The organism is Solwaraspora sp. WMMD937, assembly GCF_029581175.1.
Lineage (GTDB): Bacteria > Actinomycetota > Actinomycetes > Mycobacteriales > Micromonosporaceae > Micromonospora_E.
This window is the reverse complement of record NZ_CP120738.1, coordinates 4,315,695-4,342,004: the sequence shown is the minus strand read 5'-3', so window position 1 is coordinate 4,342,004 and position 26,310 is coordinate 4,315,695. Positions and strand designations below refer to the sequence as shown.

The 26,310-nt window shown below is 69.6% G+C and carries 17 protein-coding genes, 3 rRNA genes and 2 pseudogenes; 4 read left to right on the top strand and 18 right to left on the bottom strand.

Annotated features, from left to right (window positions below; translation table 11 throughout):
• Positions 1-27 precede the first annotated feature (27 nt).
• From O7621_RS19285 to O7621_RS19235, 11 genes and pseudogenes are all read right to left on the bottom strand, one after another.
• Positions 28-2,145: pseudogene (locus tag O7621_RS19285) on the bottom strand (hypothetical protein); the annotation flags it as partial.
• Positions 2,145-3,356, bottom strand: coding sequence for a glycosyltransferase family 4 protein (locus tag O7621_RS19280; RefSeq protein WP_282230540.1), 1,212 nt, complete (start codon positions 3,354-3,356; stop codon positions 2,145-2,147). The pseudogene O7621_RS19285 and the gene O7621_RS19280, both read right to left, overlap by 1 nt.
• Positions 3,353-5,002, bottom strand: coding sequence for a lipid II flippase MurJ (locus O7621_RS19275; protein ID WP_282230539.1), 1,650 nt, complete (start codon positions 5,000-5,002; stop codon positions 3,353-3,355). The genes O7621_RS19280 and O7621_RS19275 overlap by 4 nt, the downstream gene beginning before the upstream one ends.
• Before the next feature lie 13 nt (positions 5,003-5,015).
• Entirely contained in the window at positions 5,016-5,873 is an 858-nt protein-coding gene (locus tag O7621_RS19270; protein WP_282230538.1) for a hypothetical protein, read from the bottom strand.
• Between the two features lie 27 nt (positions 5,874-5,900).
• Entirely contained in the window at positions 5,901-6,836 is a 936-nt protein-coding gene (locus O7621_RS19265; protein WP_282230537.1) for a copper transporter, read from the bottom strand.
• Positions 6,837-6,886: 50 nt separating this feature from the next.
• Positions 6,887-8,065 carry a putative cytokinetic ring protein SteA gene (steA, locus tag O7621_RS19260; RefSeq protein WP_282230536.1) on the bottom strand — a complete coding sequence of 393 codons (1,179 nt, stop codon included), beginning with the start codon at positions 8,063-8,065 and terminating at the stop codon, positions 6,887-6,889.
• 96 nt (positions 8,066-8,161) lie between these two features.
• Positions 8,162-9,919 (bottom strand): DNA repair protein RecN, encoded by a 1,758-nt coding sequence (gene recN, locus O7621_RS19255; RefSeq protein ID WP_282234655.1) that lies wholly within the window; start codon positions 9,917-9,919, stop codon positions 8,162-8,164.
• A gap of 47 nt (positions 9,920-9,966) precedes the next feature.
• Complete coding sequence (locus tag O7621_RS19250; RefSeq protein ID WP_282234654.1) at positions 9,967-10,863, bottom strand: NAD kinase; 897 nt, start codon at positions 10,861-10,863, stop codon at positions 9,967-9,969.
• Positions 10,864-10,892: 29 nt separating this feature from the next.
• On the bottom strand, positions 10,893-11,711 hold the full coding sequence (locus O7621_RS19245; protein ID WP_282230535.1) for a TlyA family RNA methyltransferase: 819 nt from the start codon (positions 11,709-11,711) through the stop codon (positions 10,893-10,895).
• A gap of 26 nt (positions 11,712-11,737) precedes the next feature.
• A complete protein-coding gene (locus O7621_RS19240; protein ID WP_282230534.1) occupies positions 11,738-12,016 on the bottom strand; it encodes a hypothetical protein in 279 nt (92 codons plus the stop codon).
• Positions 12,013-12,615 (bottom strand): hypothetical protein, encoded by a 603-nt coding sequence (locus O7621_RS19235; RefSeq protein WP_282230533.1) that lies wholly within the window; start codon positions 12,613-12,615, stop codon positions 12,013-12,015. Before O7621_RS19235 ends, O7621_RS19240 begins: the two co-directional genes overlap by 4 nt.
• 160 nt (positions 12,616-12,775) lie before the next feature.
• Between O7621_RS19235 and O7621_RS19230 the strand changes: the two genes are divergently transcribed.
• Complete coding sequence (locus O7621_RS19230; RefSeq protein WP_282230532.1) at positions 12,776-13,135, top strand: SCP2 sterol-binding domain-containing protein; 360 nt, start codon at positions 12,776-12,778, stop codon at positions 13,133-13,135.
• A gap of 90 nt (positions 13,136-13,225) precedes the next feature.
• Here the strand turns inward: O7621_RS19230 and O7621_RS19225 are convergent, their stop codons facing one another.
• From O7621_RS19225 to tyrS, 6 genes and pseudogenes are all read right to left on the bottom strand, one after another.
• Positions 13,226-14,266, bottom strand: a complete 1,041-nt coding sequence (locus O7621_RS19225) for an HAD-IIA family hydrolase (RefSeq protein WP_282230531.1) — start codon at positions 14,264-14,266, stop codon at positions 13,226-13,228.
• Between the two features lie 65 nt (positions 14,267-14,331).
• A pseudogene (locus tag O7621_RS19220) lies at positions 14,332-14,937 on the bottom strand (Replicase polyprotein 1ab); the annotation flags it as partial.
• Positions 14,938-16,159: 1,222 nt separating this feature from the next.
• A 5S ribosomal RNA gene (rrf, locus tag O7621_RS19215) occupies positions 16,160-16,276 on the bottom strand.
• A 70-nt stretch (positions 16,277-16,346) separates the two neighbouring features.
• Positions 16,347-19,451: ribosomal RNA gene (locus O7621_RS19210) — 23S ribosomal RNA — on the bottom strand.
• Between the two features lie 356 nt (positions 19,452-19,807).
• Positions 19,808-21,324 (bottom strand): 16S ribosomal RNA (locus tag O7621_RS19205).
• Together the 16S, 23S and 5S rRNA genes form the textbook arrangement of a ribosomal RNA operon.
• Before the next feature lie 661 nt (positions 21,325-21,985).
• Positions 21,986-23,269, bottom strand: a complete 1,284-nt coding sequence (gene tyrS / locus O7621_RS19200) for a tyrosine--tRNA ligase (RefSeq protein WP_282230530.1) — start codon at positions 23,267-23,269, stop codon at positions 21,986-21,988.
• 280 nt (positions 23,270-23,549) lie between these two features.
• On the opposite strand from tyrS, the gene O7621_RS19195 reads away from it, so the two are divergent.
• The gene (locus O7621_RS19195) at positions 23,550-24,584 is read left to right on the top strand and encodes a phosphatase domain-containing protein (RefSeq protein ID WP_282234653.1); all 1,035 of its coding nucleotides are present in this window, start codon (positions 23,550-23,552) and stop codon (positions 24,582-24,584) included.
• A gap of 37 nt (positions 24,585-24,621) precedes the next feature.
• On the opposite strand, the gene O7621_RS19190 is transcribed toward O7621_RS19195, so the two are convergent.
• Positions 24,622-24,795 carry a hypothetical protein gene (locus tag O7621_RS19190; protein ID WP_278168796.1) on the bottom strand — a complete coding sequence of 58 codons (174 nt, stop codon included), beginning with the start codon at positions 24,793-24,795 and terminating at the stop codon, positions 24,622-24,624.
• 17 nt (positions 24,796-24,812) lie between these two features.
• Between O7621_RS19190 and O7621_RS19185 the strand changes: the two genes are divergently transcribed.
• Entirely contained in the window at positions 24,813-25,604 is a 792-nt protein-coding gene (locus O7621_RS19185; RefSeq protein ID WP_282230529.1) for a hypothetical protein, read from the top strand.
• An 86-nt stretch (positions 25,605-25,690) separates the two neighbouring features.
• Positions 25,691-26,272, top strand: a complete 582-nt coding sequence (locus O7621_RS19180; RefSeq protein ID WP_282230528.1) for a hypothetical protein — start codon at positions 25,691-25,693, stop codon at positions 26,270-26,272.
• Positions 26,273-26,310: the final 38 nt, after the last annotated feature.

The following is a 26,310-nucleotide window of genomic DNA, read 5'->3' as shown; positions in this document are numbered from 1 at the left end:
GGGTGCCTTCGCCGGGATCTGCTCGGCCGAGCCCGCCGGGCCGGTCGACGGTCTGGTCCGGTCCGCCGAGTGCCCGAGCACCCGCAACGCCACCAGCGCGGCCAGCGGCACGGTCACCGCCGCCGCCGCACCAGCCACGTCCAGCGCAGAACCCGCGAGTCCGCCGCCGATCACCGACGACACAGCGATGCCGGCCATCGCCGCCCGCACCGCCGGGTAGATGCCGAACAGCCGTTTCAGCCCGCCCCACGGCTGCAGCAGGGCGAACCACACGAGTACTGCGGCGACCAGCGCCAGCACCGTCAACGGGCTGCTCAGCAGGGCCGACATGTTGGCCGCCGAGGAACGGTGCAGGGTGAGACCGCCGGTGCCATCGGCCAGTGCGGAGAGGAACCGTCCCAGGCTGCCCCGTTCGGTCTCCGGCCGCTGCAGATCGAGCAGTGCGAAGCTGGCGGTCACCAGCAGACCCGCGATCGTCGCCCACGCCACTCTGGGCACACTCAGCCAACCACCGGTGCTGATCGCCGCCGTGATCGCCACCCCGGCGGTCAACGCGATCGCTCCTACCGGATCGGCACCCAGGTAGGGGCTGCCGACCAGGATCACCGCTGCACCACCGATGGTGACCACCACCGTCACCCGCCAGCCCCGCCGGACCCGCTGGGCCAGGCAACCGGCGGCTAGCAGGGTGCCGGCGATCAGCACTCCCAGCCCCACCGTGCCGAGCCCGGCGTAGCGGCCGCCTTCGGAGGCGGAGTACCCGGTGACGCCGTTGAGTTGCAGCCGGGCCCCGGTCAGCACGTCGGCGGCGACGACCGCCGCCGCGATCGTGGCGACCAGCGTCATCGGGGCGAGCGTGTGCCGGTAGGAACGGCTGAACCGGACCGCCGCCGTCGTGGCGGCGACCGCCAGCACCGTGGTCACGGCCAACGCAGGGCCTGGCTGGCCACTGCGCCACCAGGGCACCACCTCGGCCAGCAGCGCCGCCGGGATGACGAGCGCGGCCGCGATCAGCAGCACCTCCATGACGGCGTTGGCCCGTCGGGTGACCGGGTCCGGGCCGGACCGCCCGGCGGTGCGTCGGACCCGGCGCAGCAACGGTACGACGGCCACGGCGAGGACCGTATGAAACCCGGCGAGCAGGCCGAAGAACCAGACCGCGGCGCGTCGCTGGGCGCGGGCCTCCCGGTCGGCGTCGGCCGGGTACGCGATCGCCGTCGCGAGGTCCTCCGGCCGGCCGGGTGCCGAACTCGCCGGCTGGCCGATGAACAGCCCGTCGGGTTGGTCCCGGTCGAGCACGTGCAACGCGGTCGGCGCCAGATCCACCAGCTGCAGGTAGCCGTCCCGGCCGGTGGTCGGCGACGTCATCCACCCGGCGTCCCAGCCGGGGCCGTCGGCGATCGCGACGTGCAACCGGGTCGGTGCGCCGGTGCCGGCCAGCCCGGCGACCAGCACGAGTGAGCGCTGCGGGCGGGCCGCCAGGACCCGCGCCAGCGTCGCGTCGGCCCGCCGGGCGGCGGCGGACCGTTCGGTCGGGTCGGAACCGGCGACCACTCCGGCGTCGACCACGCTCAGCACGCAGGAGGCGAGCAGGTCAGCCGGGTCCTGCGGGAGTGCCGGCTCGTAGCGGTCGACCCGGCCGAACGGCCGGGCGGCGGTCAGCGCGGCACCCGGCCCGACGGCCACCGTGCACCGCACCGACTCGGCCAACGCGCCGGGCACCGCGCCCCAGGCGAGACGTTCCTGGTTGAGGCGTACGGTCGCGGGCTGCGACGTCAGGTATCCGCCGATGCCGTCGGGTTGCTCGACGGCGATCTGCGCCGGCGGGCAGGTGCCGTCGCCGGTGGTGCCGTCGTACGCCGCGTAGTTGCCGGCGCCGAGGGTGACCCAGCCGTCGGCCGGACAGGTCGGCCGCTGCGCGGACCGCACCGACAGTGAGGCGATCGAACCCCGCTCCGCCAGCCGCCACAGCGTCGGCGTCGTCCGCCGGTCGATGTCGTCCCAGCGCAGGCCCGGAACTCCGACGATCACCACGTAGTCGGCGCTGCGGCCGGAGGTGCCCACCGCCGGCCGGTCGGCCAGTGCCGCCACGCCGGCGGCCAGCAGCGCCGACATCAGCAGCAGCGGCACGACCCGGTGACGCATCAGCCGCTCCCGTCCACGGGTCGGTCGTCGCGGTCGGCCGGCCCGTTGCGGCGGCCCGGCACCGACTGACCGCCGGCTACCTTCCGCCCGCCGGCGACGCCCCGCCCGTCGGTCAACTCCCGGTAGACGGATCGGACCAGGTCGAGACTGTCCGCGTCGGTCGGCCAGCCGGCGGCCTGCCGGGGTCCACGATCGGCCAGGTCGGCCCGCTGCTGATGGTCGCTCAGCAACTCACGCACTGCGCCGTCCAGTGCGGCCAGGTCGCCGGGCGGAATCAGCCGGCAGGCGTCTCCGACCAGTTCGGGCAACCCGCCGACCGCGGTCGCCACCAACGGTACGCCGGCCCGCAGCGCCTCCTGGGCGAACAGCTGTCGAGCCTCCCAGTCGCTGCTGACGACCGCCAAATCGGCACCGAGTAGCAGGTCGGCCACGTCATGACGGTGGCCGAGCAGGGTGACCGGGGCCCGTACCGCCGAGATCTGCGCCGCCAGGGACAGGTAACTGGGCCCGGTTCCGGCGATCACCACCTGCGCCGGTGGGGTCAGTTCGCGCCACCCGGCGGCGGCGTCGACCAGCAAATCGTAGCGCTTCTGCGGGTGCAGCCGGCCGACCGAGAGCACCAGGGGTCGACGGGCGCCGACACCGAACTCCGCGCGAACCGCGGCACGGCTGCGTCTCGGCGCGGGCAACTCCGGCGCCGCCACCGGGCCGAGCCGGGCATCGGGCGCGCCGAGCGCCAACGCCCGCTCGACGAGGTCGGCGGAGGCGCCGAGGGTCACCTGGGCGGCCCGCGCCACCCGCCGCTCGACCAGCCGCGCGAGCCGCCCCCGCAGTCCACCTGCGAGAACACTGTTGTGCCAGGTCACCACGATCGGCGCGGACGGTCGGGCGAGCGCCGCGACGAATCCGGCGCGGAGTCCGTGCGCGTGCACCACGTCGGCCCCGTCGGCGAGCACGCGGCGGATCGCGGTCACCGCGCGGGCGTCGGCCAGGGTCGGGTTGGCCGGGATCTCCACCGGGACGAACCGGGCACCGGACGCGGTGAACCGGAACTGCTGTTCGACAGCGAGCGGACCACACACGGTCACTCGCGCCCCGCCCGACACCAGGCCGCGGCTCAGGGATGCGACGTGCTGGCCGATACCGCCCGTGCTGGAGCCGATCAGCAGCAGGACCGCACCGGCCCAGCGGTCGTCCGTCGGATCACTCACCGCGACTCCGTCCCCTTCCTGTCCCGTCGCCACCCGGCCGCCAGTCGCCAGGTCCGGCGCACCGCACCAACAACCATCGGCCGCAGATCGTGGCGGTCCGCAGGCAGGGCCACCGCGAGAAAGACCGCCAACCCGGTCACCCCGGACAGCATGCCCTGCAGCAGCACACCGGGCACGGTCGGGGTGGTCGGCCCCGGCCCGGTCAGGTGCGCCACGCCGGCGCCCGCAGCCGCCGCGGCGGCACTGGCTACCAGACCGGTCGCCGTCGCCCGGCCGAGCCCGGTCAGCACCGCGCCACCGCCGACCCGGCGGAGCGCCGCGACCAGCAGCAGCCCCATCACCAACATGCCCAGCGCGTTGGCCAGCGCCAAGGCGGGGACCCGGTCGCGGTCCGGCAGCACCAGCGACAGCACCGGCGCGGCAACCAGCACGCAGCTCCAGCCGCCGGCTACCGCTGCGGCGGCAGGCGCCGGGCGGCCGGCCGCGTACAGCGCCCTGGAGCCGATCGCGAAGATGCCGTAGCCGATCAGGCCCGGAGCGAAGCCGGCGATGCCGGCGGCCAGCGTCCCGGCCTGCCCGGCCGGGACCAGGAAGGCCGCAACCGGAAGGCAGACCGAGACCAGGACGGCCGCGCCGAGACAGCAGAGCAGGACCACGCCGCGCACGGCCGGACCGAGGTTGGACCGGTACCCGGCGATGTCCCCGTGGCTGTGGGCTGCGGCCAGGGTCGGGTACGCCGCAGTCGCCAGCGGCACCGCGAGCACCGACCAGGGCAGCAGGAACACCGTCTGGGCCAGCGTGAACAGCACGACGCTGCCCTGCGGCGCGCCACCGGCGAAGCAGAGCCAGACCGCGACCAGTATGGCGAGCTGCTGCGCGCCGACAGTCACCGCGCCGGCCGCCGCCAGCGGGCCGACCGCGTCGCGGGCCGCGCCGACGAACCGTAGGCCGGGTCGCAGCCGCAGACCCAGCGGGCGCAGCGGCACGAACAGGCACAGCGACAGCACGGCCACACCGCCGGTGGTACCGGCGGCCAGCAGCAGCTGGCCCGACGCGCCCACCCCGGGCAGGTCGGCCAGCCGTCCCTCGGTGGCGGCGAAGGTCAGGTAGGTGCCGATCACCGTGACGCTGGACAGCAGCGGGGCGATCACCGGCCAGGCGAACCGGTGGTGCGCCTGCAGCACTCCGGTGAGCACCACGGCGATCCCGTACAGCGGAAGTTGCGGGGCGAACAGCCGCAGCATCAGGGTGCCGGCGTCGATCTGCGCGGGACCGGCGTCGGCGTCGAGCAGCCGCACGATCGGCCCGGCCGCGAACGCGAGCAGTACCGCGAGTGGGACCAGCAGGGCCAGCGTCCAGGTGAGCAGCGCCGACGTGGTCGCGGACACGCCGCTACGGTCACCGGCGGCCACCGCGCCGGCGAGCAGCGGCACCACGAGGCTGGCCAGCGCTCCCCCGGCGACGATCTCGAAGATGATGTTGGGGATCGTGTTGGCGGCGAGGTAGATGTCGCCCAGCGCGGTCGGCCCCACCGACCAGGCGAAGACGGCGGTACGGCCGACCCCGGCCAGCCGGCTCGCCACGGTCAGCACCGCGATCAGCGCCGCAGCACCGGCGACCCGGGTGCCGACCGCCGAGTTGGTCATTGCCGCGTCCTGGTCAGGGTGTCCGGCGGCCTAGGGCGTCGAGCTCACGCAGGCCGGGGGTGCGCGCGATCACCTGGGTGAAGCTGACCCGCTCGCTCGCTGCGGTCAGCCCGGCGAGCACGGCGAGCACGGCCGCGCGGCCGGCCGGCCCGGTACGCTGCGCGACGGCGACCCCGAGCAGGGCACCCAGCGCGTTGGCGCCGCAGTCGCCGAGCATCACCTGCTCGTCGAGATCGTCGCGGAGCAGCCCGAGCACCGCGCCGCTGGTCCCCGCGGCGGTGCCCGCCGTCGGGCCGGCCAGCAACGGGGCGGCGATCAGCAGCCCGGCCTTGGCCGCCCGCCCGGGACGCAGGTCCAACAGATTGACCAGGTTGGCGGTGCCGGCGATGACGCCGGCACCGAGCAGCACGTCAGCCGCCCGGGTGACCGGTCGGCGGGCGGTGTCCCGGCGGTCCGCGGCGAGCAGCGCGGCCGCGGCGGTGGCGGCGGCGCCGACCCCCACGATCTTGACCAGCCCACTGGTCACCCGGCCGGACCGCAGCGCCGAGAGATGCCCGGCGAAGCCCTTGGCCGCCCGCTGGTCCGGTCGGGCGCCGACGATGTCGTCGTAGAGCCCGACCGCTCCGGCACCGGCACCGGCGACCAGCGCCGCTGCGGCGGCAGGCGGGCTCGCGGCCCCGAACGCGGCGGCGGTCGACGCGGCGGCGGCGAGGGCCGGGCCGCCGGCGAGGCTCACCGAACGGCCCCGGAAGTTGGTGCGCTCCAATGCGCCACCGGGTGCGATCCGCTTGGCGCTGCGCAGTGCGACGCGGGCGGCGGCGGCACCGGCGGCACCGAGCAGCAACAGGCCCAGCAGGCCACGATTCGGCATCAGGGGTTTCACTCCGTCGACAGGGTGCTATTCGGGACGTTTCGGCATCAACGACGTGGCACCCGCGCCAAGCCCGTAATGCCCGGCCTGATCGAGGGTGAACTGCTCGGCCACGGCGAGCGCCGTCACCGACTGGCCGGCGGTCGTGTTGCCGTTGTCGACGGTCGAGATCGACTGGGTCAGCGTGGGGTCGTCGCGGACCGCGGAGACCAGGTTCCCGTCACTGGAGCCGGTCCCGGCCACCACGACCTGGCTGACCCGGTCGAACTGCACCACCATGGTGACCACCGCAGCGTCCTTCTTGGCGGCGTCCCGGTCGACGTACGGCTGCCCGCTGACCACGACGACCGCCTCAGCAGGTCCGGTGACCTCCTGTTCGACGGTGATGTAGCCGGCGTCGCCGTACGCGTCGAGCAGCGCCGCCAGGTCCGCCGGTTCGACTGCCGGCGGCTCCTCTCGGTCGATGAGCGCGCTGGCCAGCAGCGCGCTGGAGGTCTCCACCCCGTCGCTGTTACCGGGCAGTCCGGCGGTGGGGATGGTGGGGCGGGCCGCCGCCGTGGCGAGCTCCAGCAACTCGACACTGTTGTCCGGGTTGACGAACTTGTCCTGCACGTCGATCCGGCCGGTCAACGTCGCTCCGGCGAGGTCGAGCGCGGCCATCACGCCTTCGGCGTGGTCCCGGCCGCTGGGCAGACAGACCACCAGCAACCGGCGACCGGCGAGCTTGTCGGCGAGCAGGATCGGCGCGGCCTCGGCGACGAAGTCCTCCTCACGGTTGACCTCCTCGCGCAGCGAGTTGACGGTTTCCCGCAACTGCGTGTTGTCCTTGCGGAGCGCATTCACGTTGTCGCTCAGAGAATCGGCAACCGGGCCGTTCAGCGCAGCGGTGCCGACCACGAGGCCGATCGCCAGGGCGAGGAACACCGCGGTGAGCGACACCACGTGGTAACGGAAGTTGATCACACTTGCCGCCTTCTCCGATCCGTCTGCGCTGACCAGCAGTTTCGTCCGCGCTAGAAGAGCTGACCCAACTGGAAGACGAAATTGTCCCACCACTCGGATGCGACCCCGAGATAGGCCTTACCGACCGTGGAAACCGCCACGGCGGACGCCATGGCTGCGATCGCGGAGAGCACCAGCAGCAGCAACGACGAGCCGGAAATGCTCTGCCGGTACAGCCGGCTCACCCCTTTGGCATCGACCAGCTTACCGCCGACCTTCAACCGGGTCAGAAAGGTGGAGGCCATCCCGCCCCGCCCCTTGTCGAGGAACTCGACCAGCGTGGCGTGGGTACCGACCGCGACGATCAACGACGCGCCCTTCTCGTCGGCGAGCAGCATGGCAAGATCCTCGCTGGTCGCCGCCGCCGGGAAGGTCAACGCCTCCACCCCGAGTTCGCGGACCCGGTCCATGCCCGGCGCCCGGCCGTCGCGGTAGGCGTGGACGACCACCTCGGCGCCGCAGCGCAGCACGTCGTCGGTGACCGAATCCATGTCCCCGATGATCATGTCGGGGGTGTAGCCGGCCTCGACCAGCGCGTCCGCTCCCCCGTCCACACCGATCAGGACCGGCTTGAACTCCCGGATGTACGGCCGCAGCACGTCCAGGTCTGCCTTGTAGTCGTAACCCCGGACCACGATCAGACAGTGCCGGCGAGCGATCCTGGTCTCGATGTCCGGTACCCCGACCCCGTCCAGCAGCAGGTCCCGTTCCTGTTTGAGGTACTCCATCGTGTTGGCGGCGAACGCCTCCAACTGGACCGAGAGTCCTTCCCTGGCCTCGGCCATCGCCTTGGCGACCGAATCCGCGTCCTGGCGTACCCCGGACGCCACCCGGTCGTCACCGACGAAGACCCCGGCCCCGTCGACCCGTACCGTGTCGCCCTCGCGAATCTTCTCGAACGCGTCCTCACCAAGGCCGTCGACCAGGGGGATACCCGCCTGGATCAGCACCTCCGGACCGAGGTTCGGGTACCGGCCGGAGACCGACGGCTTGGCGTTGAGGACTGCGGCCACGCCGACGGCGACCAACGAGTCGGCCGCGACCCGGTCCAGGTCCACGTGGTCGATGACGGCGATGTCACCTGGCCGGAGCCGACCGGCAAGGCGCTTCGTCCGGCGGTCGAGCCGAGCCGTGCCGGAGATCGTTCCGGGCTCGGGATTACGGGCTCGACGCAAGGTGGGTAGACGCATCCCTACCATCCTGGCATGTTGGGCGGTGAACACCGACACGACATGCCCGCTGTGCCACTACCGGCAGGTCAGACACACCGGGCCGACTCCGGCAGGTCAACCCCGTCGATCGCGAGCGGCGACCGCGAGCAGTTCCTCCGCGTGCGCGATACCCAGATCCGAGTCGGGTAGCCCGGCGAGCATCCGGGCGAGTTCCCGCGCCCGGTCGGTGTCCTCGACCACCCGCACGCCGCTGGTCGTCACCGCTCCCCCGGTGTCCTTCGCCACCACCAGGTGCCGGTCGGCGAACGCCGCCACCTGCGGCAGGTGCGTCACCACCAGCACCTGATGGCTACGGGCGAGCCGGGCCAGCCGACGACCTATCTCCACCGCGGCCTGCCCACCCACCCCGGCGTCAACCTCGTCGAACACCAGTGTCGGCGGGCCGCCGGCTCCGGCGAACACCACCTCGATGGCGAGCATCACCCGGGAGAGCTCGCCGCCGCTGGCACCCCGCTGCAACGGCAGTGGCGGCGCACCCGGATGCGCCAGCAACCGCAGCTCGACCTCGTCGGCACCGTCCGGGCCGACACCGGCCTCGGCTCCGTCGACGGTCAACGTCGGCTCGCCCCGACCGACCGGCCGGGCGAGCACCGCGACCTCGATCCGGGCGTGCGGCATGGCCAGCCCGGCCAGCTCCACGCTCACCAACTCGGCGAAACGCGCCGCCGCCTGCCGACGGGCCGCCGACACCCGGGCCGCCAGCTCCGCCACCTCGTCGGCCAACCGGGCACGTTCCCGGTCCAGCTCGTCCAGCAGCTCGTCGGAGCTGTCCAACTCGGCCAGCCGGGACCGGGCCCGCTCCGCCCAGCTGATCACCCCGTCCACGTCGTCGGCGTACTTGCGGGTCAGCCCGCGCAGCGCCATCCGCCGCTCGTAGACCACCTGCAGACGCTGTGGGTCGGCGTCCAGCGCGGCGAGGTACCCGGACAGCTCCGCCGCCACGTCGCCGACCAGGGTCGCCGCCTCGGTCACCCGGGCCGCCAGTTCACCGAGCGTCGGGTCCACGCCGGCCTGTGCCTCCAGCGACCGGCGGGCGGTGCCGAGCAGACCGGTCGCGTCCGGCGTGTCGTCGGCCGATTCGGTGCCGCCGGCGAGAGCGAGGGCGGCGAGCTGGGCGGCGGTACGCAGCCCTTCGGCGTGCTCCAACCGTTGCGCCTCGGCCTTGAGCGCGGTCTCCTCGTCCGGCTGCGGATCGACCCGGGTGATCTCGTCGAGACCCAGCCGGAGCAGGTCTGCCTCCTGGTTGCGCTCGCGGGCGTTGCGCCGCCGGTCGGCCAGATCCTCGCTGACCTGGCGCCACCGACCGTACGTCTCCCGCATGGCCGCGAGCAGCTTGTCGTGGTCGGCCCCGGCGAACCGGTCGAGCGACGCCCGCTGCTCAGCCGGGCGCAGCAGCCGCAACTGGTCGGACTGCCCGTGCACGGCGACCACCTGGGCGCCGATCTCGCTCAGCACCGACACCGGCATGCCGCGGCCGCCGACGTGCGCCCGGGACCGTCCTTCAGCGGTCACCGTACGGCTGAGCAGCAGGACACCGTCCTCGTCAGGCTCGCCTCCGGCGTCTACGACCCGTTCGCGCACCACGGCTCCACTGGCACCGACCAGCCGCAGCCGGCCCTCGACGACCGCCCGGCCAGGATCCGCTCGGACCCGCCCGGCGTCGGCCCGGCCACCGAGCAGCAGCCCCAGCCCGGTCACCACCATCGTCTTGCCGGCCCCGGTCTCACCGGTGATCACATTCATGCCGCCGGTCAACGGCAGCGTGGTGTCCTCGATGACGCCCAGCCCGGTGATGCGCAGCTCTTCCAGCACAGCCACCGACAGTAGTAGCGGGCCGCGACGTTGACTACCCGGGGCGGTCAGCGCCGGTTACCCCGCCAACCGTTGACCGGTAGATCGAACTTGGCGACCAGGCGGTCGCTGAACGGTCGCGGATGCAGCCGGACCACCCGCACCGGCAGGTCGCCCCGTTGGACCGTCACCCGCGCACCGGGCGGCAGATCGTAGACCCGCCGGCCGTCGCAGCACAGCACCGCGAACGTGGTGTACGGGTCGACGGTGATGACGAAGGTGGAGCTCGGCGCGGTCACCAGCGGCCGGCTGAACAGCGCGTGCGCGCTGATCGGCACCAGCAGCAGCGCTTCGACCTCGGGCCACACCACCGGACCGCCGGCCGAGAACGCGTACGCGGTCGACCCGGTCGGCGTAGCGCAGACCACCCCGTCCGCGCCGTAGCGCGACAACGGTCGGCCGTCCACGTCGACCATCAGCTCCAGCATCTGGGCGCGCTGCCCCTTCTCGACACTGATCTCGTTCAGCGCCCACGAGTCGATGGTGACGCCGTACTCCAGCTCGGCCCGCACGTCCAGGGTCAACCGTTCGTCCACGGTGTAGTCACAGGCCACCACCTGCCGGACCGCCCGGTCCAGATCACCGATCTCAGCCTCGGCCAGGAACCCGACCTTGCCGAGGTTGATCCCGAGCAGCGGGGCCTTCGCCGGACGGGCCAGCTCCGCGGCGCGCAGGAAGGTACCGTCACCGCCGAGCGCGAACACGATCTCCACCCCGTCGGCAGCCGCCGGACCACCGACCGGCTGCACCCCGGGCAGATCCAGATCGTCGGCCTCCTCGGCGACCACCCGTACCTCGAAACCCGCCTCGATCAGGTCGGCGGCGACGGTCCGGGCATGGTCGGTGCTGCGCCGCCGACCGGTGTGGGTGACAAGCAGCGCCGCTCTGGCACCGCGGGGGGCCATCGGCGCCCCGCCGGTCGGGACTGTCGCGTTCACCGCGCTCCACCTTCTTCCGTGGCCGGACCGGCGTCGACGATAGCCCGCACCCGGATCGGGTCGACGGGGGGCGCGTCGGCCCGGAACCAGACGAAGAACTCGACGTTGCCCCGCGGGCCGGGTAGTGGACTGGCGACCACCGCCGACACGCCGAAGCCAAGCTGGGCACCGGCCTGCGCGACCGCGAGCACCGCCTCGGCGCGCAACTGCGGATCGCGCACCACCCCGCCGGAACCGACCCGCTCCCGGCCGACCTCGAACTGTGGCTTGACCATCAGCAACAGATCGCCGTCCGGCTCGGTACAGGCGACCAACGAGGGAAGGACCAGTCGCAGCGAGATGAACGACAGATCCGCCACGGTCAACCCGACCGGGCCGTCGATCCGGTCGGCGGTGAGGGCACGGACGTTGGTTCGTTCGTGGACGCGTACCCGCGGATCGCCCCGCAGCGACCAGGCCAGCTGTCCGTAGCCGACATCCACCGCGACCACCTCGGCCGCGCCACGCCGCAGCAGCACGTCGGTGAAGCCGCCGGTCGAGGCCCCGGCGTCCAGGCAACGCCGACCGGCGACCGCGACTTCGGTGCCGGTCAGGGCGCCGATCAGCTTGTGCGCACCCCGAGAGACGTACCCGTCCGCCGGGTTCTCGCCGAGCAGCCGGACTGCCTCCGCCGGGTCGACCATCGCTGCGGCCTTGGCGGCGGCGACGCCGCGCACCTCCACCCGCCCGGCCGCGATCAACTCCGCGGCCTGTTCACGGGACCGCGCGAGTCCGCGGCGGACCAGCTCCACATCGAGGCGGTTACGGCGTGCCATGCGACTCCGGGGAGGATCTCGGCCGGTCAGGCCTGGTCGATGGTGGCGAGAGCTTCCTGCAGGGTGCCGTGCGCCGCTTCGTACTGGGCAATCTGGTCGGCCGGCGGCAGATTAGCGGCGTTACGGACCGCCTCGATGGCCGCGTCGACCGCCGGGTGCCCGGTCCGGGTATCGGTACCGCCGGCGGTGACGTGCGTACCGCCGACTGTGCCGTCCACCGCCGCGGTGCCCGACGCGGCGGCCGCACCGGGTGGGGTCGGCGAAACCCGGCCACCGGATGGGGGCCCCGGCACCGGGCCGGTCACTGCCCACCCGCCGAGCCGTCGACGGATCTGCGGCCCACCGTTTTGCTGGCCGGGGCCTTCTTGGCGACGGCCTTCTTCGCCACTGCCTTCTTTGCGACCGTGTTCTTCGCCGCGGCTTTCCTGGCCACCGCCTTGCTGGCCACCGCTGGTTCGGCCCCGGTCCGCTGCGCCGGTTGTCCGGTGGCTGCGGTCGCCGGCTCGCCCGCCGCGCCACCGGTGCTGCCCCTCCCCGGACCGGCGGACGGCGCAATCGCCGCCTCGGCTGTGGCGGCGGCCGCCGAAGCGGCGGCGGCCCGGCTCCGGGCCCGCTCCATGTCGGCCTCCAGCCGGTCGATCCGGTCCCGCAGCGCCACGACTTCCTCGGCCTTTACCAGGCCCACTGCGCCGAGCGCCCGGTCCACCTCCGCCCGCACCAGCCGGGTGAGTGATTCACGGTTCGCGGTGCCGGCCGACAGCAGGTCCTCCGCCACCGCCTGCAGCTGGGCGGCGGTCGCCCCGCCCTTGCCGACCAACGACCGCGCAGTCTGCTCGGCCTTCTTCCGGGACGCCTCGGTCAGGCCGAGGGCCAGTTCCAGGTACGCCCGCCAGGCGTCACGCATGGTCCGACTCCTTCACCGCGGAGAATGTTCGGTTGACACGCTACCGGGACGCGACGCCGCGGTGCGGTACGGTGCCTGTGCTGAACACCGGTGGTGCGACCACCGGTCGCGGTGCCCAGCCGGGCACCGCGACCCACCGCGAAGCCCGGGAGGTGCGATTGTGGCCAGCATCGACGAGTGTCGGCAGGCACTGCGGGAGCTCGCCACCCGGCTCGAGGGCAACGCCGACCAGGTACGCGAACGGGTCAACCTGGACCGTACCCTCGCCTGCCGGATCACCGACCTCGGCGCCGCGTTCCACGGACGGCTGACCGACGGTCGTCTCGTCGACCTCGCCGACGGGGACGACCCGAAGGCCAAGATCGCCATGAACATCGGCAGTGACGACCTGCTCGCGCTGGTCCGTGGCGACCTCGACGTAGGTCGCGCGTTGGCGGCCCGACGGCTGTCGGTCAGCGCCAGCCCGTTCGACCTGTTGAAGCTCAGAAAGCTGCTGTGGGCCGACCCGCTCCACGGCTAGGTCCGCGTCCGCCGGCCCGGCTCACCCGGCGACCCAATCCCCGGTCAGCGTAGGCTGCGGCCCAACGTCGGACCACCCCAGCACGTCAGGTCACGCCAGCCCGAGGACGCGCAGCGCCGACTCGGCTGCGGCGGACTCGCATCGCACCTCGGTCACCGGGTCGCCCTGCCATGCGTGCTGGCAGAGCAACCGCAGCGCCTGCACGCTGTCACCGCCGGTGCCGTCGAGAACGAGCACCGCCGAGCCGTCGCGGTGCACCTGCCACCCGGCACCGTCCGTCGGCCCGTCATCGATCGGTCGGGCGGCCGCGGTCGCGAACAGTCCGGCGAGGTCCGCCGCCAGGTACGTCGGCCGGCGTGCCGGCGGGGCGGCCAGCAGTTCCCGAGCGTCGCTGATCCCGGTCAGCACGAGCAGACTCGCCATGCCGGCGCGGTTCGCCCCTTCGATGTCGGTATCCAGCCGGTCACCGACCACCAGCGGCCGGTCAGCACCGGCACGTCGAGCGGTAGTGACGAACAAACCCGGTTCCGGTTTGCCGACGACCTGGTCCGGCTCCCGGTTCAGCGCCGTTCGCAGCGCGGCGACCAGCGAACCGTTACCGGGCAGCGGTCCCCGGGCACTGGGCAGGGTCCGGTCGGTGTTCGTCGCCACCCAGTCGGCGCCGCCCCGGATCGCCACCGATGCCTCCGCCAGATCGGCCCACCCGATCTCGGGGCCGTACCCCTGAACCACCACTGCGGGCTTGTCATCGGCCGCCGCGACCAGCGCCAGCCCGGCCTCGGTTAGCTCGTCACGCAGCGCGTCCGCGCCCACGACCAGCGCCTTGGCTCCTGGACCGTACTGCTGTGCCAGCAGCGCGGCGGTCGCACCGGCCGACGTCACCACCTCGTCGGCAGTGGCCGGCACCCCCATGCCACGGAGCAGCCCGGCGACGTCGGCCGAACGCCGGGAGGCATTGTTCGTCGCGTACGCGACCGGCGGGCCGGCCCGCCGCAGCCGATCCACTGCCTCGACCGCCCCGGGGATGGGCCGGTCGATCAGGTAGATCACCCCGTCGAGATCAAATATCACCAGGTCGTGTGCGGCGGACAGCCCGCAGCGCCCAGCGGTGGCGTCGTCGGCTCGGGTCATCGGGGCCGGTCTTCTTCCGCGCTTCGGAGAGGTGAGCTGCCAGGGTGTGGCGTGGCGGCCGGCTCGTCGTCGGCCTCGTCGTCCGTCTCGTCCTCAGTCAGCAGTACGCCGTCGATTTCCAGAAGGCGCTCGGTCGCGTCAGTTGCCGCTTCCTCGTCGGCCTCGGCCGCCCGGGCGAACCATTCCCGGGCCTCGTCCTTACGCCCAGCGCTGAGCAGCGCGTCGGCGTACGCATAACGGAGCCGGCAGACCCATGGCTCGGCGGACTCCAGGGTCAGCTCTCGAACCTGCAGCATCGCCACCGCTGCGGCCGGCTGCCCCAGGTCGCCACGCGCACCTGCGGCGACCATCAACAACTCGACGGCGGCAGCGGGGTCCAGGCCGGCGCGATCCGCGCCACGGTATATGTCGATCGCCCGCTCCGGCCGGCCGAGGGCGCGTTCGCAGTCGGCCAGTACGGCGAGGTGCGTCTGACGTCCGGTCATCCGGTGATAGGTCCGGAGTTCGGCGACGGCGGTCTGCCACTGCCCGGCCCGGTACGCGGCCAAGCCGACGGCTTCCCGCACCGCCGCGATGCGGGCGGCGAGCCGACGTGCCGCTAAGGCGTGGGCGAGCGCCGTCTCCGGCTCCTCGTCGAGCAGTTGCCCGGTGGCGACAAGGTGCCGGGCCACCGTGTCGGCCACCGGTCGGGCCAGTCCGAGAAGTTCAGCCCGGATCTCGGCGTGCAGGTCGGTGGCGAGGATATCGTCGGACAACTCCGGCGGCGGCGTACGTTCGGACCTGCGGTCAGCACCGTCCCCGTCGCGCCGACGGTACGGCGCGGCGGAGGCCGCTGCGGAACGGTCCGACGATGCCCGTCGGAAGGGCCGGTCTGTCGGACCGTCCGTACGCCTACGGAACTGCCCCGGCGCGCCGTCGACACGGGACCGGGCGGCGTCACCGGAATGCGGGCGCCGGTCCTCGGACCGAGGGCTTCTCCGGTCGGCCGGTCGACCGGTGGTCGGAAAGCTGCCCGAGCGGCGATCACCGTGGGAACGGTCGCGCCGCTCGTCCCCCTGCCCGGTACGTCGGTCACCACCCCGCTGCTCGAAGCGCCGGTCCTCCCGTCCCCGCCCGGCATCGGACCGACGCTCACCGTCAGCACGCTGGGTGCGAGGTCCCCCGGTCCGGAATCCACCGCGGTCGGACCGGCGCTCGCCACCGTCCCCACCCGTGGTCCGGCGGTCGCTGCGGAAGCCTCGGTCCCCGCGGGACTCACTGCGGCGGCCGTCGTCGGACCAGCTCCTGCGCTCGCTGCGGAAACCGCCGCTTCTGTCCCCCGCAGCGCCACCGAATTCCCCTCGGCCACCCCGACGGTCGTCGTCACGGCGGCGGGCCGGCTCCCAGTCGCCGCGTCGGTCCCGGTTCGGCCGTGATGCGCTGTCGTCGCGCCGGCGGAACCCGGACGGCTCTCGGCCGGCACCGGACTCGTCACGGCGCACGTAGCCACGGTCACGACCGCCGGCCCTACGGTCGTCGGGCTGTCGGCGGTCACGGTCCCAACCGCCCCGGCGGCGGTCACCGTCATTACCGGTGGCACCACCCCGGCGTTCACCGGCGAACGGTTGCCGGCGGTCGGAACGGAATCGCTCCGCACCGCGCTCGCCACCGCGCCGCCCGGTGTCGTGGTCGTCCCGGCGCGGGGTCCGGTCGCCACGGTCGTCCCGGCTGCCGCCGTAGCCGCGGCTGAAGCCGCCGGCGCGACCGTGTCGTTCGTCGGTGCGGCGAGGTCGGTCGCCATCCTGCCCAGTTGGGTTCACGACTCCATCCTCCCTGATGCCGCCTAGCCAAAGTACGGCGGGCAGACACAGTTGAGGGCCGCTCCCCGCAGGGAGCGGCCCTCAACTGTAAGATGTCCGGCGGTGACCTACTCTCCCACACCCTCACGAGTGCAGTACCATCGGCGCTGGAGAGCTTAGCTACCGGGTTCGGAATGTAACCGGGCGTTTCCCCTCCGCCATAACCGCCGTAACCCTAACAACAAACCAAACACACACAGTGTTCGTTTGCCCAGAATCACACAGTGGACGCGTACATCTTCGAAGTCAAGTCCTCGGCCTATTAGTACCGGTCAACTGAACCAGTTACCTGGCTTACATCTCCGGCCTATCAACCCAGTCATCTACTGGGAGCCTTACCCCACAAAATGGGTGGGACACCTCATCTTGAAGCGAGCTTCCCGCTTAGATGCTTTCAGCGGTTATCCCTTCCGAACGTAGCCAACCAGCCGTGCCCCTGGCGGGACAACTGGCACACCAGAGGTTCGTCCGTCCCGGTCCTCTCGTACTAGGGACAGCCCTTCTCAAGTATCCTACGCGCGCGGCGGATAGGGACCGAACTGTCTCACGACGTTCTAAACCCAGCTCGCGTACCGCTTTAATGGGCGAACAGCCCAACCCTTGGGACCTGCTACAGCCCCAGGATGCGACGAGCCGACATCGAGGTGCCAAACCATCCCGTCGATATGGACTCTTGGGGAAGATCAGCCTGTTATCCCCGGGGTACCTTTTATCCGTTGAGCGACACCGCTTCCACACGCAAGTGCCGGATCACTAGTCCCGACTTTCGTCCCTGCTCGACCTGTCAGTCTCACAGTCAAGCTCCCTTGTGCACTTACACTCAACACCTGATTGCCAACCAGGATGAGGGAACCTTTGGGCGCCTCCGTTACCCTTTAGGAGGCAACCGCCCCAGTTAAACTACCCACCAGACACTGTCCCTGAACCGGATCACGGTCCGAAGTTAGAAACCCAAATCAACCAGAGTGGTATTTCAACAACGACTCCACCGATACTGGCGTACCAGCTTCACAGTCTCCCACCTATCCTACACAAGCTAATTCGAGTACCAATGTCAAGCTATAGTAAAGGTCCCGGGGTCTTTCCGTCCTGCCGCGCGTAACGAGCATCTTTACTCGTAATGCAATTTCGCCGGGCCTGTGGTTGAGACAGTAGGAAAGTCGTTACGCCATTCGTGCAGGTCGGAACTTACCCGACAAGGAATTTCGCTACCTTAGGATGGTTATAGTTACCACCGCCGTTTACTGGCGCTTAAGTTCTCAGCTTCGCCCCGAAGAGCTAACCGGTCCCCTTAACGTTCCAGCACCGGGCAGGCGTCAGTCCATATACATCGAATTACTTCTTCGCATGGACCTGTGTTTTTAGTAAACAGTCGCTTTCCCCTGGTCTCTGCGGCCATACAACGCTCCACCCGAAAAGAGCTTCACGTCTCCGGCCCCCCTTCTCCCTAAGTTACGGGGGCAATTTGCCGAGTTCCTTAACCACAGTTCGCCCGATCGCCTCGGTATTCTCTACCTGACCACCTGTGTCGGTTTAGGGTACGGGCCGCTAGAAGCTCGCTAGAGGCTTTTCTCGGCAGCATAGGATCACTGACTTCACCTGAATCGGCTCGGCATCACGTCTCAGCCACACGCACCACGGATTTACCTATGATGCAGCCTACACGCTTACCCCGGCACAACCACCGGCCGGGATCAGCTACCTTCCTGCGTCACCCCATCGCTTGACTACTACCCGCCAGGTTCCCGCGCTCCCTCAGATCAGTCCGAAAACCTCACCAAGTTCGGGCAGTTAGCACAACGAGGTTCATCATGGGCGCTCCTTCGCGGGTACGGGAATATCAACCCGTTGTCCATCGACTACGCCTCTCGGCCTCGCCTTAGGTCCCGACTCACCCAGGGCGGATTAGCCTGGCCCTGGAACCCTTGGTCATCCGGCGGAAGGGTTTCTCACCCTTCTTTCGCTACTCATGCCTGCATTCTCACTCGTGCCGCGTCCACAGCTGGGTCACCCCGCTGCTTCACCCCCGGCACGACGCTCCCCTACCCATCCACACACCTGCACCAACCCTCGAAAGAGTCAGCGAAGTACACGCGTGAATGCCACAGCTTCGGCGGTGTGCTTGAGCCCCGCTACATTGTCGGCGCGGAACCACTTGACCAGTGAGCTATTACGCACTCTTTAAAGGGTGGCTGCTTCTAAGCCAACCTCCTGGTTGTCTAAGCGACCCCACATCCTTTTCCACTTAGCACACGCTTAGGGGCCTTAGCTGGTGATCTGGGCTGTTTCCCTCTCGACTACGAAGCTTATCCCCCGCAGTCTCACTGCCACGCTCTCACTTACCGGCATTCGGAGTTTAGCTGATTTCGGTAAGCTTGTAGGCCCCCTAGACCATCCAGTGCTCTACCTCCGGCAAGAAACACGCAACGCTGCACCTAAATGCATTTCGGGGAGAACCAGCTATCACGGAGTTTGATTGGCCTTTCACCCCTAACCACAGGTCATCCCCCAACTTTTCAACGTTGGTGGGTTCGGCCCTCCACGCGGTCTTACCCGCGCTTCAGCCTGCCCATGGCTAGATCACTCCGCTTCGGGTCTAGAACATGCGACTCAACGCCCTCTTCAGACTCGCTTTCGCTACGGCTACCCCACACGGGTTAACCTCGCCACATGCCACTAACTCGCAGGCTCATTCTTCAAAAGGCACGCCGTCACCCCTAAAGGCTCCGACGGATTGTAGGCGAACGGTTTCAGGTACTATTTCACTCCCCTCCCGGGGTACTTTTCACCATTCCCTCACGGTACTCGTCCGCTATCGGTCACTAGGAAGTATTTAGGCTTACCAGGTGGTCCTGGCAGATTCACGGCAGATTTCAGGGGTCCGCCGCTACTCGGGAACATCCACAGAAGACCAGAAGTTTTCACCTACCGGACTATCACCGTCTACGGCTGGCTTTTCCACACCATTCAGCTAACAACTGGCTTTATCACTTCTCGACCGAATGTCAGTCCGATCAGCAGAGTCCCACAACCCCGACCACGCAACCCCTGACAGGTATCACACGCAGCCGGTTTAGCCTCATCCGCTTTCGCTCGCCACTACTCACGGAATCACTATTGTTTTCTCTTCCTGCGGGTACTGAGATGTTTCACTTCCCCGCGTTCCCTCCACACACCCTATGAGTTCAGGTGCAGGTGACACCACATGACTGATGCCAGGTTTCCCCATTCGGACACCCTGGGATCACAGCTCGGTTGACAGCTCCCCCAGGCCTATCGCGGCCTCCCACGTCCTTCATCGGCTCCTAGTGCCAAGGCATCCACCGTTCGCCCTTGACAACTTGACCACAAAGATGCTCGCGTCCACTGTGTAATTCTCAACAAACGACCAACCCGCAACCCCCAGCCCCACACCAGCACCACCACACACGATGGCCGGTATGCAAGACCAGGCCGCGCCTGGCACCAGAGACAACAACCCACCACGTGGCCTGTTCCCTCAGGACCCAACAGGATGCCCACCATCCACACCAGCCGCACCAACACCACCCTCCACACCCCCACCCGAAAGCAGAAGCAGTACTAGCAGCATCAGCCGTTGCCGACACGAACTCACCAGTGTCTCCGCCACATGAGCACCCCCACCCCACACTCGGGGGCAGCAGGCTCCCTACCCGACCTTCGCCGGGAGAGCGCTCCTTAGAAAGGAGGTGATCCAGCCGCACCTTCCGGTACGGCTACCTTGTTACGACTTCGTCCCAATCGCCAGCCCCACCTTCGACAGCTCCCTCCCACAAGGGGTTGGGCCACCGGCTTCGGGTGTTGCCGACTTTCGTGACGTGACGGGCGGTGTGTACAAGGCCCGGGAACGTATTCACCGCAGCGTTGCTGATCTGCGATTACTAGCGACTCCGACTTCACGGGGTCGAGTTGCAGACCCCGATCCGAACTGAGACCGGCTTTTTGGGATTCGCTCCACCTCACGGTATCGCAGCCCATTGTACCGGCCATTGTAGCATGCGTGAAGCCCTGGACATAAGGGGCATGATGACTTGACGTCATCCCCACCTTCCTCCGAGTTGACCCCGGCAGTCTTCGATGAGTCCCCGCCATAACGCGCTGGCAACATCGAACAAGGGTTGCGCTCGTTGCGGGACTTAACCCAACATCTCACGACACGAGCTGACGACAGCCATGCACCACCTGTGACCGCCCCCGAAGGACCCCACATCTCTGCAGGTTTTGCGGCCATGTCAAACCCAGGTAAGGTTCTTCGCGTTGCATCGAATTAATCCGCATGCTCCGCCGCTTGTGCGGGCCCCCGTCAATTCCTTTGAGTTTTAGCCTTGCGGCCGTACTCCCCAGGCGGGGCGCTTAATGCGTTAGCTGCGGCACAGAGAACCGGAGAGGCCCCCCACACCTAGCGCCCAACGTTTACAGCGTGGACTACCAGGGTATCTAATCCTGTTCGCTCCCCACGCTTTCGCTCCTCAGCGTCAGTATCGGCCCAGAGACCCGCCTTCGCCACCGGTGTTCCTCCTGATATCTGCGCATTTCACCGCTACACCAGGAATTCCAGTCTCCCCTACCGAACTCTAGCCTGCCCGTATCGACTGCAAGCCCACAGTTGAGCTGTGGGTTTTCACAGTCGACGCGACAAGCCGCCTACGAGCTCTTTACGCCCAATAAATCCGGACAACGCTCGCGCCCTACGTCTTACCGCGGCTGCTGGCACGTAGTTGGCCGGCGCTTCTTCTGCAGGTACCGTCACTTACGCTTCGTCCCTGCTGAAAGAGGTTTACAACCCGAAGGCCGTCATCCCTCACGCGGCGTCGCTGCATCAGGCTTCCGCCCATTGTGCAATATTCCCCACTGCTGCCTCCCGTAGGAGTCTGGGCCGTGTCTCAGTCCCAGTGTGGCCGGTCGCCCTCTCAGGCCGGCTACCCGTCGTCGCCTTGGTAGGCCATCACCCCACCAACAAGCTGATAGGCCGCGAGCCCATCCCAAGCCGAAAAACTTTCCACACACCACCATGCGGCAGCATGTAATATCCGGTATTAGCCCCGGTTTCCCGGGGTTATCCCAAAGCCTGGGGCAGGTTGCTCACGTGTTACTCACCCGTTCGCCGCTCGAGTACCCCGAAGGGCCTTTCCGCTCGACTTGCATGTGTTAAGCACGCCGCCAGCGTTCGTCCTGAGCCAGGATCAAACTCTCCAACAAAAACCTGTGAAGAAATCAAACCCGGCATATAAAATGCCAAGGAATCACCAACCAGAAAACCACCACAAACGCGGCAGTCAACCAGCCGGGAACCAAACAAACTTTGGCACTGGCTTATCAAGCACCCTGTTGAGTTCTCAAAGAACAAACACACACCAGCAGAACCACCCACACCAAGCAGGCAACCCCACCAGGGCCATCCGTCCCACCCGACTCCCGCCGGGCACTTTTACTACCTTACTCCGACTCGTTTGCCCCGTCAACCCGGATTTTTCCGGATCGTGGTGCTCTGTGCCGGTTTGACCACCTGGTCGAGCGCACGGTGTCACCCGTGTGTCCGTACCCGGTTTTGCAGGCCGGCCGCGACGTCTCCGTCGACTCGCCCGGTGCCCTGCGGTCATCAACCCTAGCCGGTCGGTCTCGCCGCTCCAAATCGGCCCCGGCGCTGCCGGTGCGACCCTTGCGACCCCGCCCGCCAGCTCCATTCGGTGCGAACACCCGGACCTGGAGGTTGTCCCACAGCTCCGGCCGGTCACCTCGGCTGCGATTGCTGCTCCGGTGTTTCCGTCCGTTCCCCTGCGGGCAGAGAGAAAGTTACGCGCCCGCCCGATCAGTCGTCAAATCGAGCGAACGCGTCCCACGTCACAACGTCGATCGGCGCCTATCTGACCAGCTCAACACCGGCAAACGTTCGCTTGCCGCGGCGCAGCACCAGGAACCGGCCGTACAGCAGCGTCTCGGCCGCAACCACCGCCTCGACGTCCGACACCCGCTGATTGTTGAGGTAGGCGCCGCCTTCGGCGATCGCCCGGCGTGCCTCGTTGAGACTGCCGACGAGTCCCGACTCCTTCAGCAACGTGGCAACTGCCGGCATCTCGCCGGTCACGGTCAGCAGGCCTGCCTCACGCAACGCGGCGTGCAGTGTCTCCGGTGCCAGTTCGTCCAGTGAGCCCCGGCCGAACAGGGCCTGGCTGGCGGCCACCGCCTGGGCAGCCTCCACCGGACCGTGCACCAGGGCGGTGAGCTCCTCAGCCAGCGCCCGCTGGGCGATCCGCGCCGCCGGCCGGGCCGCCGACTCCCGCTCCAGTCCGGCTATCGTCTCGCGATCCTGGAAGCTGAAGTAGCGCAGGAACCGCCCGACGTCGCGGTCGTCGACGTTGACCCAGAACTGGTAGAAGGCGTACGGGCTGGTCAGCGCGGCGTCCAACCAGACCGCGCCGCCCTCGGTCTTGCCGAACTTGGTGCCGTCCGACCGGGTGACCAGCGGCGTGGTGAAAGCGTGCACCGGGCCGGCTCCACGCCGACGCACATAGTCGACCCCTGCGGTGATGTTGCCCCACTGATCGGAGCCGCCGAACTGCAGCAGGCAACCGTGCCGCCGGTGCAGCTCAAAGAAGTCGTTCGCCTGCAGCAGCTGGTAGCTGAACTCGGTGAAGCTGATGCCGCCGTCCAGCCGGGCCCGGACCACCTCACGGGCCAGCATCCGGTTGACCGGAAAATGCTTGCCCACGTCCCGGAGGAACTCGACGACCGACATCGGCCCGGTCCAGTCCAGGTTGTTGACCGCCTGCGCCGCGACCGGCCCGGTGAACGAGACGAACGGCGCGAGCTGGTCGCGGATCCGGTCGACCCAGCCCGCCACCACCTCAGGCGGGTTCAGGTTTCGCTCACCACCCTCCTTCGGGTCCCCGATCTGCCCGGTGGCCCCGCCGACCAGCAGCAACGGCCGATGTCCGGCGAGTTGCAGCCGACGGGCGGTGAGCACCTGGACCAGGTGGCCCACATGCAGGCTGGGGGCCGTCGGATCGAAGCCGACGTAGAAGGTGGTGGGGTCGCGCAGCTGCCGACCCAGCTCGGTCACATCCGTGGCATCCTGGATCAGGCCCCGCCAACGCAGCTCGTCCAGCACGTCAGGCGTACCGGCCGGGTCTTGTTCGTCCGTCACGGCGCGATTGTCCCTCATCGCGGACCAGCACGGACATCCGGTTTCCGACCTGCGGCGCAGCTTGCCAAGAACCCGTGCACCCATCGAAACCTGTCGTTGACAGGGCCAACGCTGCTCGACCCGCCTGCGGTGGAGATCGAACTGGCCGCGACTTGACCTGCGGCGATGACGTCGGATTGGCCGGTGTCGGCGGTGGCCTTGGCCGGCTGAGCGGGCTTCACGTGGTCAATCACCACGCCGTGCCCGCAACGGGTGGCTGTGGCAGGGTGGCACCGTGGCGATGACACCCGTGAGCCCGGCGGCGCGTGGCGCCCACCGAGCCGTCCGGCTCGAGGATGCCATCCATGCCCTGTTGGAACGCCGGCTGCGGCGACGAGGTTGGGATCTCACGCTCATCCCGTACACCGGCTACGGAGCGCCGGGCTGGGTCCGGGTGATGGCGCGGGTGCTGCTGGGTCGGCCCGATCCGCCACGTCGGCGGGCGAAGAAGGTACGGGGCTGGCGCAGCTTCGCCACCCTGCCGGTGAAGGACGCGCCGGTGGTGATCGAAGCTGGCGGCAAGCGGCACGAGGTCCGGGCCGACCGGGGCGGGTTCGTGGACACGGTCGTGCCGGCCGATCTGGAGCCCGGCTGGACGTCGGTACGGCTGCACAGCGGCGACTCCGAGCCGGTTGACGCGCCGGTACGTATCGTCGACCCGCAGGTCCGGTTCGGCATCATCTCCGACGTCGACGACACGGTCATGGTGACCGCGCTGCCCCGGCCGATGCTGGCCGCGTGGAACACGTTCGTGTTGGACGAGCACGCCCGGGCATCGGTCGCCGGGATGGCGGTGCTGTACGAACGTTTGGTCACCGCGCATCCGGGTGCACCGGTGCTCTACCTGTCCACCGGTGCCTGGAACGTCGCGCCGACCCTGAGCCGGTTCCTGTCCCGGCATCTCTACCCGGCCGGCCCGCTGCTGCTGACGGACTGGGGTCCGACCACCGAACGGTGGTTCCGCAGCGGTCGGGAGCACAAGCGTGCCAGCCTGGCCAGGTTGGCGGAAGAGTTCCCGCAGATCCGCTGGCTGCTGGTGGGCGACGACGGGCAGCACGATCCGGAGATCTACGCCGAGTTCGCGGCGCAGCACCCGGACAGCTTGGCTGCGGTGGCGATCCGTCGGCTCTCGCCGACCCAGGCGGTCCTGGCCGGCAATCTGCCGGCACCGGCCGGTGAGACCTCCAGGGCTGCCGGGCCGGGTGGCCGGCGGTGGTTGTCCGCGCCCGACGGTGCCGGCCTGGCACACCTGCTGCGCGAGGCGCGGCTGCTGTGACCGGCTGCCGGAGCCGGCGGCTCAGCTGACCGGCGACTCAGTCTGGAGGCGGGGCATCCGCCGGACCGGCCTCGACGAGGCGCTGTCGGAGCCGGTCTCGGATCTGCTCCGCAGTGTAGGCCCGACGGCGTCGTTCGGCCCGGACGACGACCGCTCCGGTCGCGGCGACCCCGACGAACGCGGCCAGGCCCATTACCTTCCACCAACGCATCGGCCTAGGGTAGTTGAGTGACCGGCGAACCACTCTCCCTCGACGCGGCGGTCGAGCTGACCCGTACCGGTGACCTGTGGCTGTTTCGCGGGCGAACGATGCCCGACCGGGCGATCCAGATGACCACCAACAGCCCGGTGAACCACGTGGGGATGGCGGTGGTGATCGAAGATCTCCCGCCGCTGCTGTGGCACGCCGAGCTCGGTCGGTCACTGCCGGACATGTGGTCGGGCAGCCACCACAGAGGGGTGCAGCTGCACGACCTGCGCGACGCGGTCACGGTCTGGGCACGGCGCTACGGTCAGCGGGCCTGGCTGCGGCAGTTGGAGCCGCCCGCCGACAGCGCGATGGAGAATGCCGTGCTACGGACCGTCGCCCGGTTGGACGGCACCCCGTTCCCGTCCACCGCCGCGCTGGCCTGGCGGTGGCTGCGGGGTCGTACCCCGTCCGTACGGCGGGCGCCGCTGGCCGGCGCGGTACGCGAACGGTTGGTCAGCTGGTTGCCGCCGGCTGGTCGGGGTACGGGTGGCGCCGAAGCAGCCGAGGGGTCGGGTGGCGCCGGACCGTCGACTGACGGTGCTGCCGGACGGACGGATCTGGAGAGTGTCTACTGCGCCGAGGTGGTCGCGGTGACCTACGAGGCGATGGGGCTGCTGCCGACAGGTCGGCGGACCAACTGGTACGACCCGGGCCGGTTCTGGAGCGGTGACCGGCTCCGGCTGAGCGACGGTGCGCAGCTCGGGGTGGAGGTCGCGGTCCGGGTTCCGTCGGCGACCGTCGGACGGCGGGCCGCCGACACAGCGGGATGACCGGCGCCGACGACCGAACTGGAAGCGATCAGCCGGCTGGCGGGTCCGGCCGGGACCGATCCGCCCGGTGGGAACGGCGACTGGCGGTGCCGGTGCTGGTCGCGGCGCTGGCCTCGGTTCCGGCGGTGTTCCTCACCCTCGCCGGCGGGGCCCTGGCGACGGTCGGTGAGATACTGCACTGGGCGAGCGGAGCGGTGCTGGTCGCCGAGACGGCCGTACTGCTGGCCTTCTCCGCCGACCGGCTGGCGTGGCTGCGGCGCAATCGAGGGCTGGTGACGCTGACCCTGATCGTGGTCCCGGTCACCATCCTGGCGTTGGGGCCGCTGCAGGTGTTCCGGTTGGTCTACACGGTAGGCACGTTACGGCTGGTCCGGGCCCGACGGATCGTGCGCGCTGTGCTGGTGCTGCACGGCCGGTTCGGACCGAGCGGGCCGTGGGCGACCGCGTTCGCCGTCGGCGCCGGAGTACTGGTCGCCGCGTTCGTGGCGATCACGTTGGTGGATCCAACGTCCCGCTCCCGGATGCTGCTGCAGGACTGGTTCGGCTGGACCGGCAGCGGTCACGTGGTCGCGGTCTGCCTGGCCGGAGCGATCGTGTTCGGTGCCACCTGGATGGCGCTGCGCAACCGTCGCCGGTCCGGGCAGAGCGACGACGCGGCGTCGGAGTAGTCCGGCAGCCGTCGACGCAGGGCGGCCGGCCGCCGCCA

Excerpts from the sequence above, each read along its gene's own strand:
- O7621_RS19195 (WP_282234653.1), top strand. The coding sequence starts at position 23,550 with ATGACACCCGTGAGCCCGGCGGCGCGTGGCGCCCACCGAGCCGTCCGG.
- O7621_RS19245 (WP_282230535.1), bottom strand. The coding sequence starts at position 11,711 with ATGGCACGCCGTAACCGCCTCGATGTGGAGCTGGTCCGCCGCGGACTC.
- O7621_RS19250 (WP_282234654.1), bottom strand. The coding sequence starts at position 10,863 with ATGGCCCCCCGCGGTGCCAGAGCGGCGCTGCTTGTCACCCACACCGGT.
- O7621_RS19235 (WP_282230533.1), bottom strand. The coding sequence starts at position 12,615 with ATGCGTGACGCCTGGCGGGCGTACCTGGAACTGGCCCTCGGCCTGACC.
- O7621_RS19275 (WP_282230539.1), bottom strand. The coding sequence starts at position 5,002 with ATGACCAACTCGGCGGTCGGCACCCGGGTCGCCGGTGCTGCGGCGCTG.
- steA (WP_282230536.1), bottom strand. The coding sequence starts at position 8,065 with ATGCGTCTACCCACCTTGCGTCGAGCCCGTAATCCCGAGCCCGGAACG.
- O7621_RS19190 (WP_278168796.1), bottom strand. The coding sequence starts at position 24,795 with ATGCGTTGGTGGAAGGTAATGGGCCTGGCCGCGTTCGTCGGGGTCGCC.
- O7621_RS19225 (WP_282230531.1), bottom strand. The coding sequence starts at position 14,266 with ATGACCCGAGCCGACGACGCCACCGCTGGGCGCTGCGGGCTGTCCGCC.
- O7621_RS19270 (WP_282230538.1), bottom strand. The coding sequence starts at position 5,873 with ATGCCGAATCGTGGCCTGCTGGGCCTGTTGCTGCTCGGTGCCGCCGGT.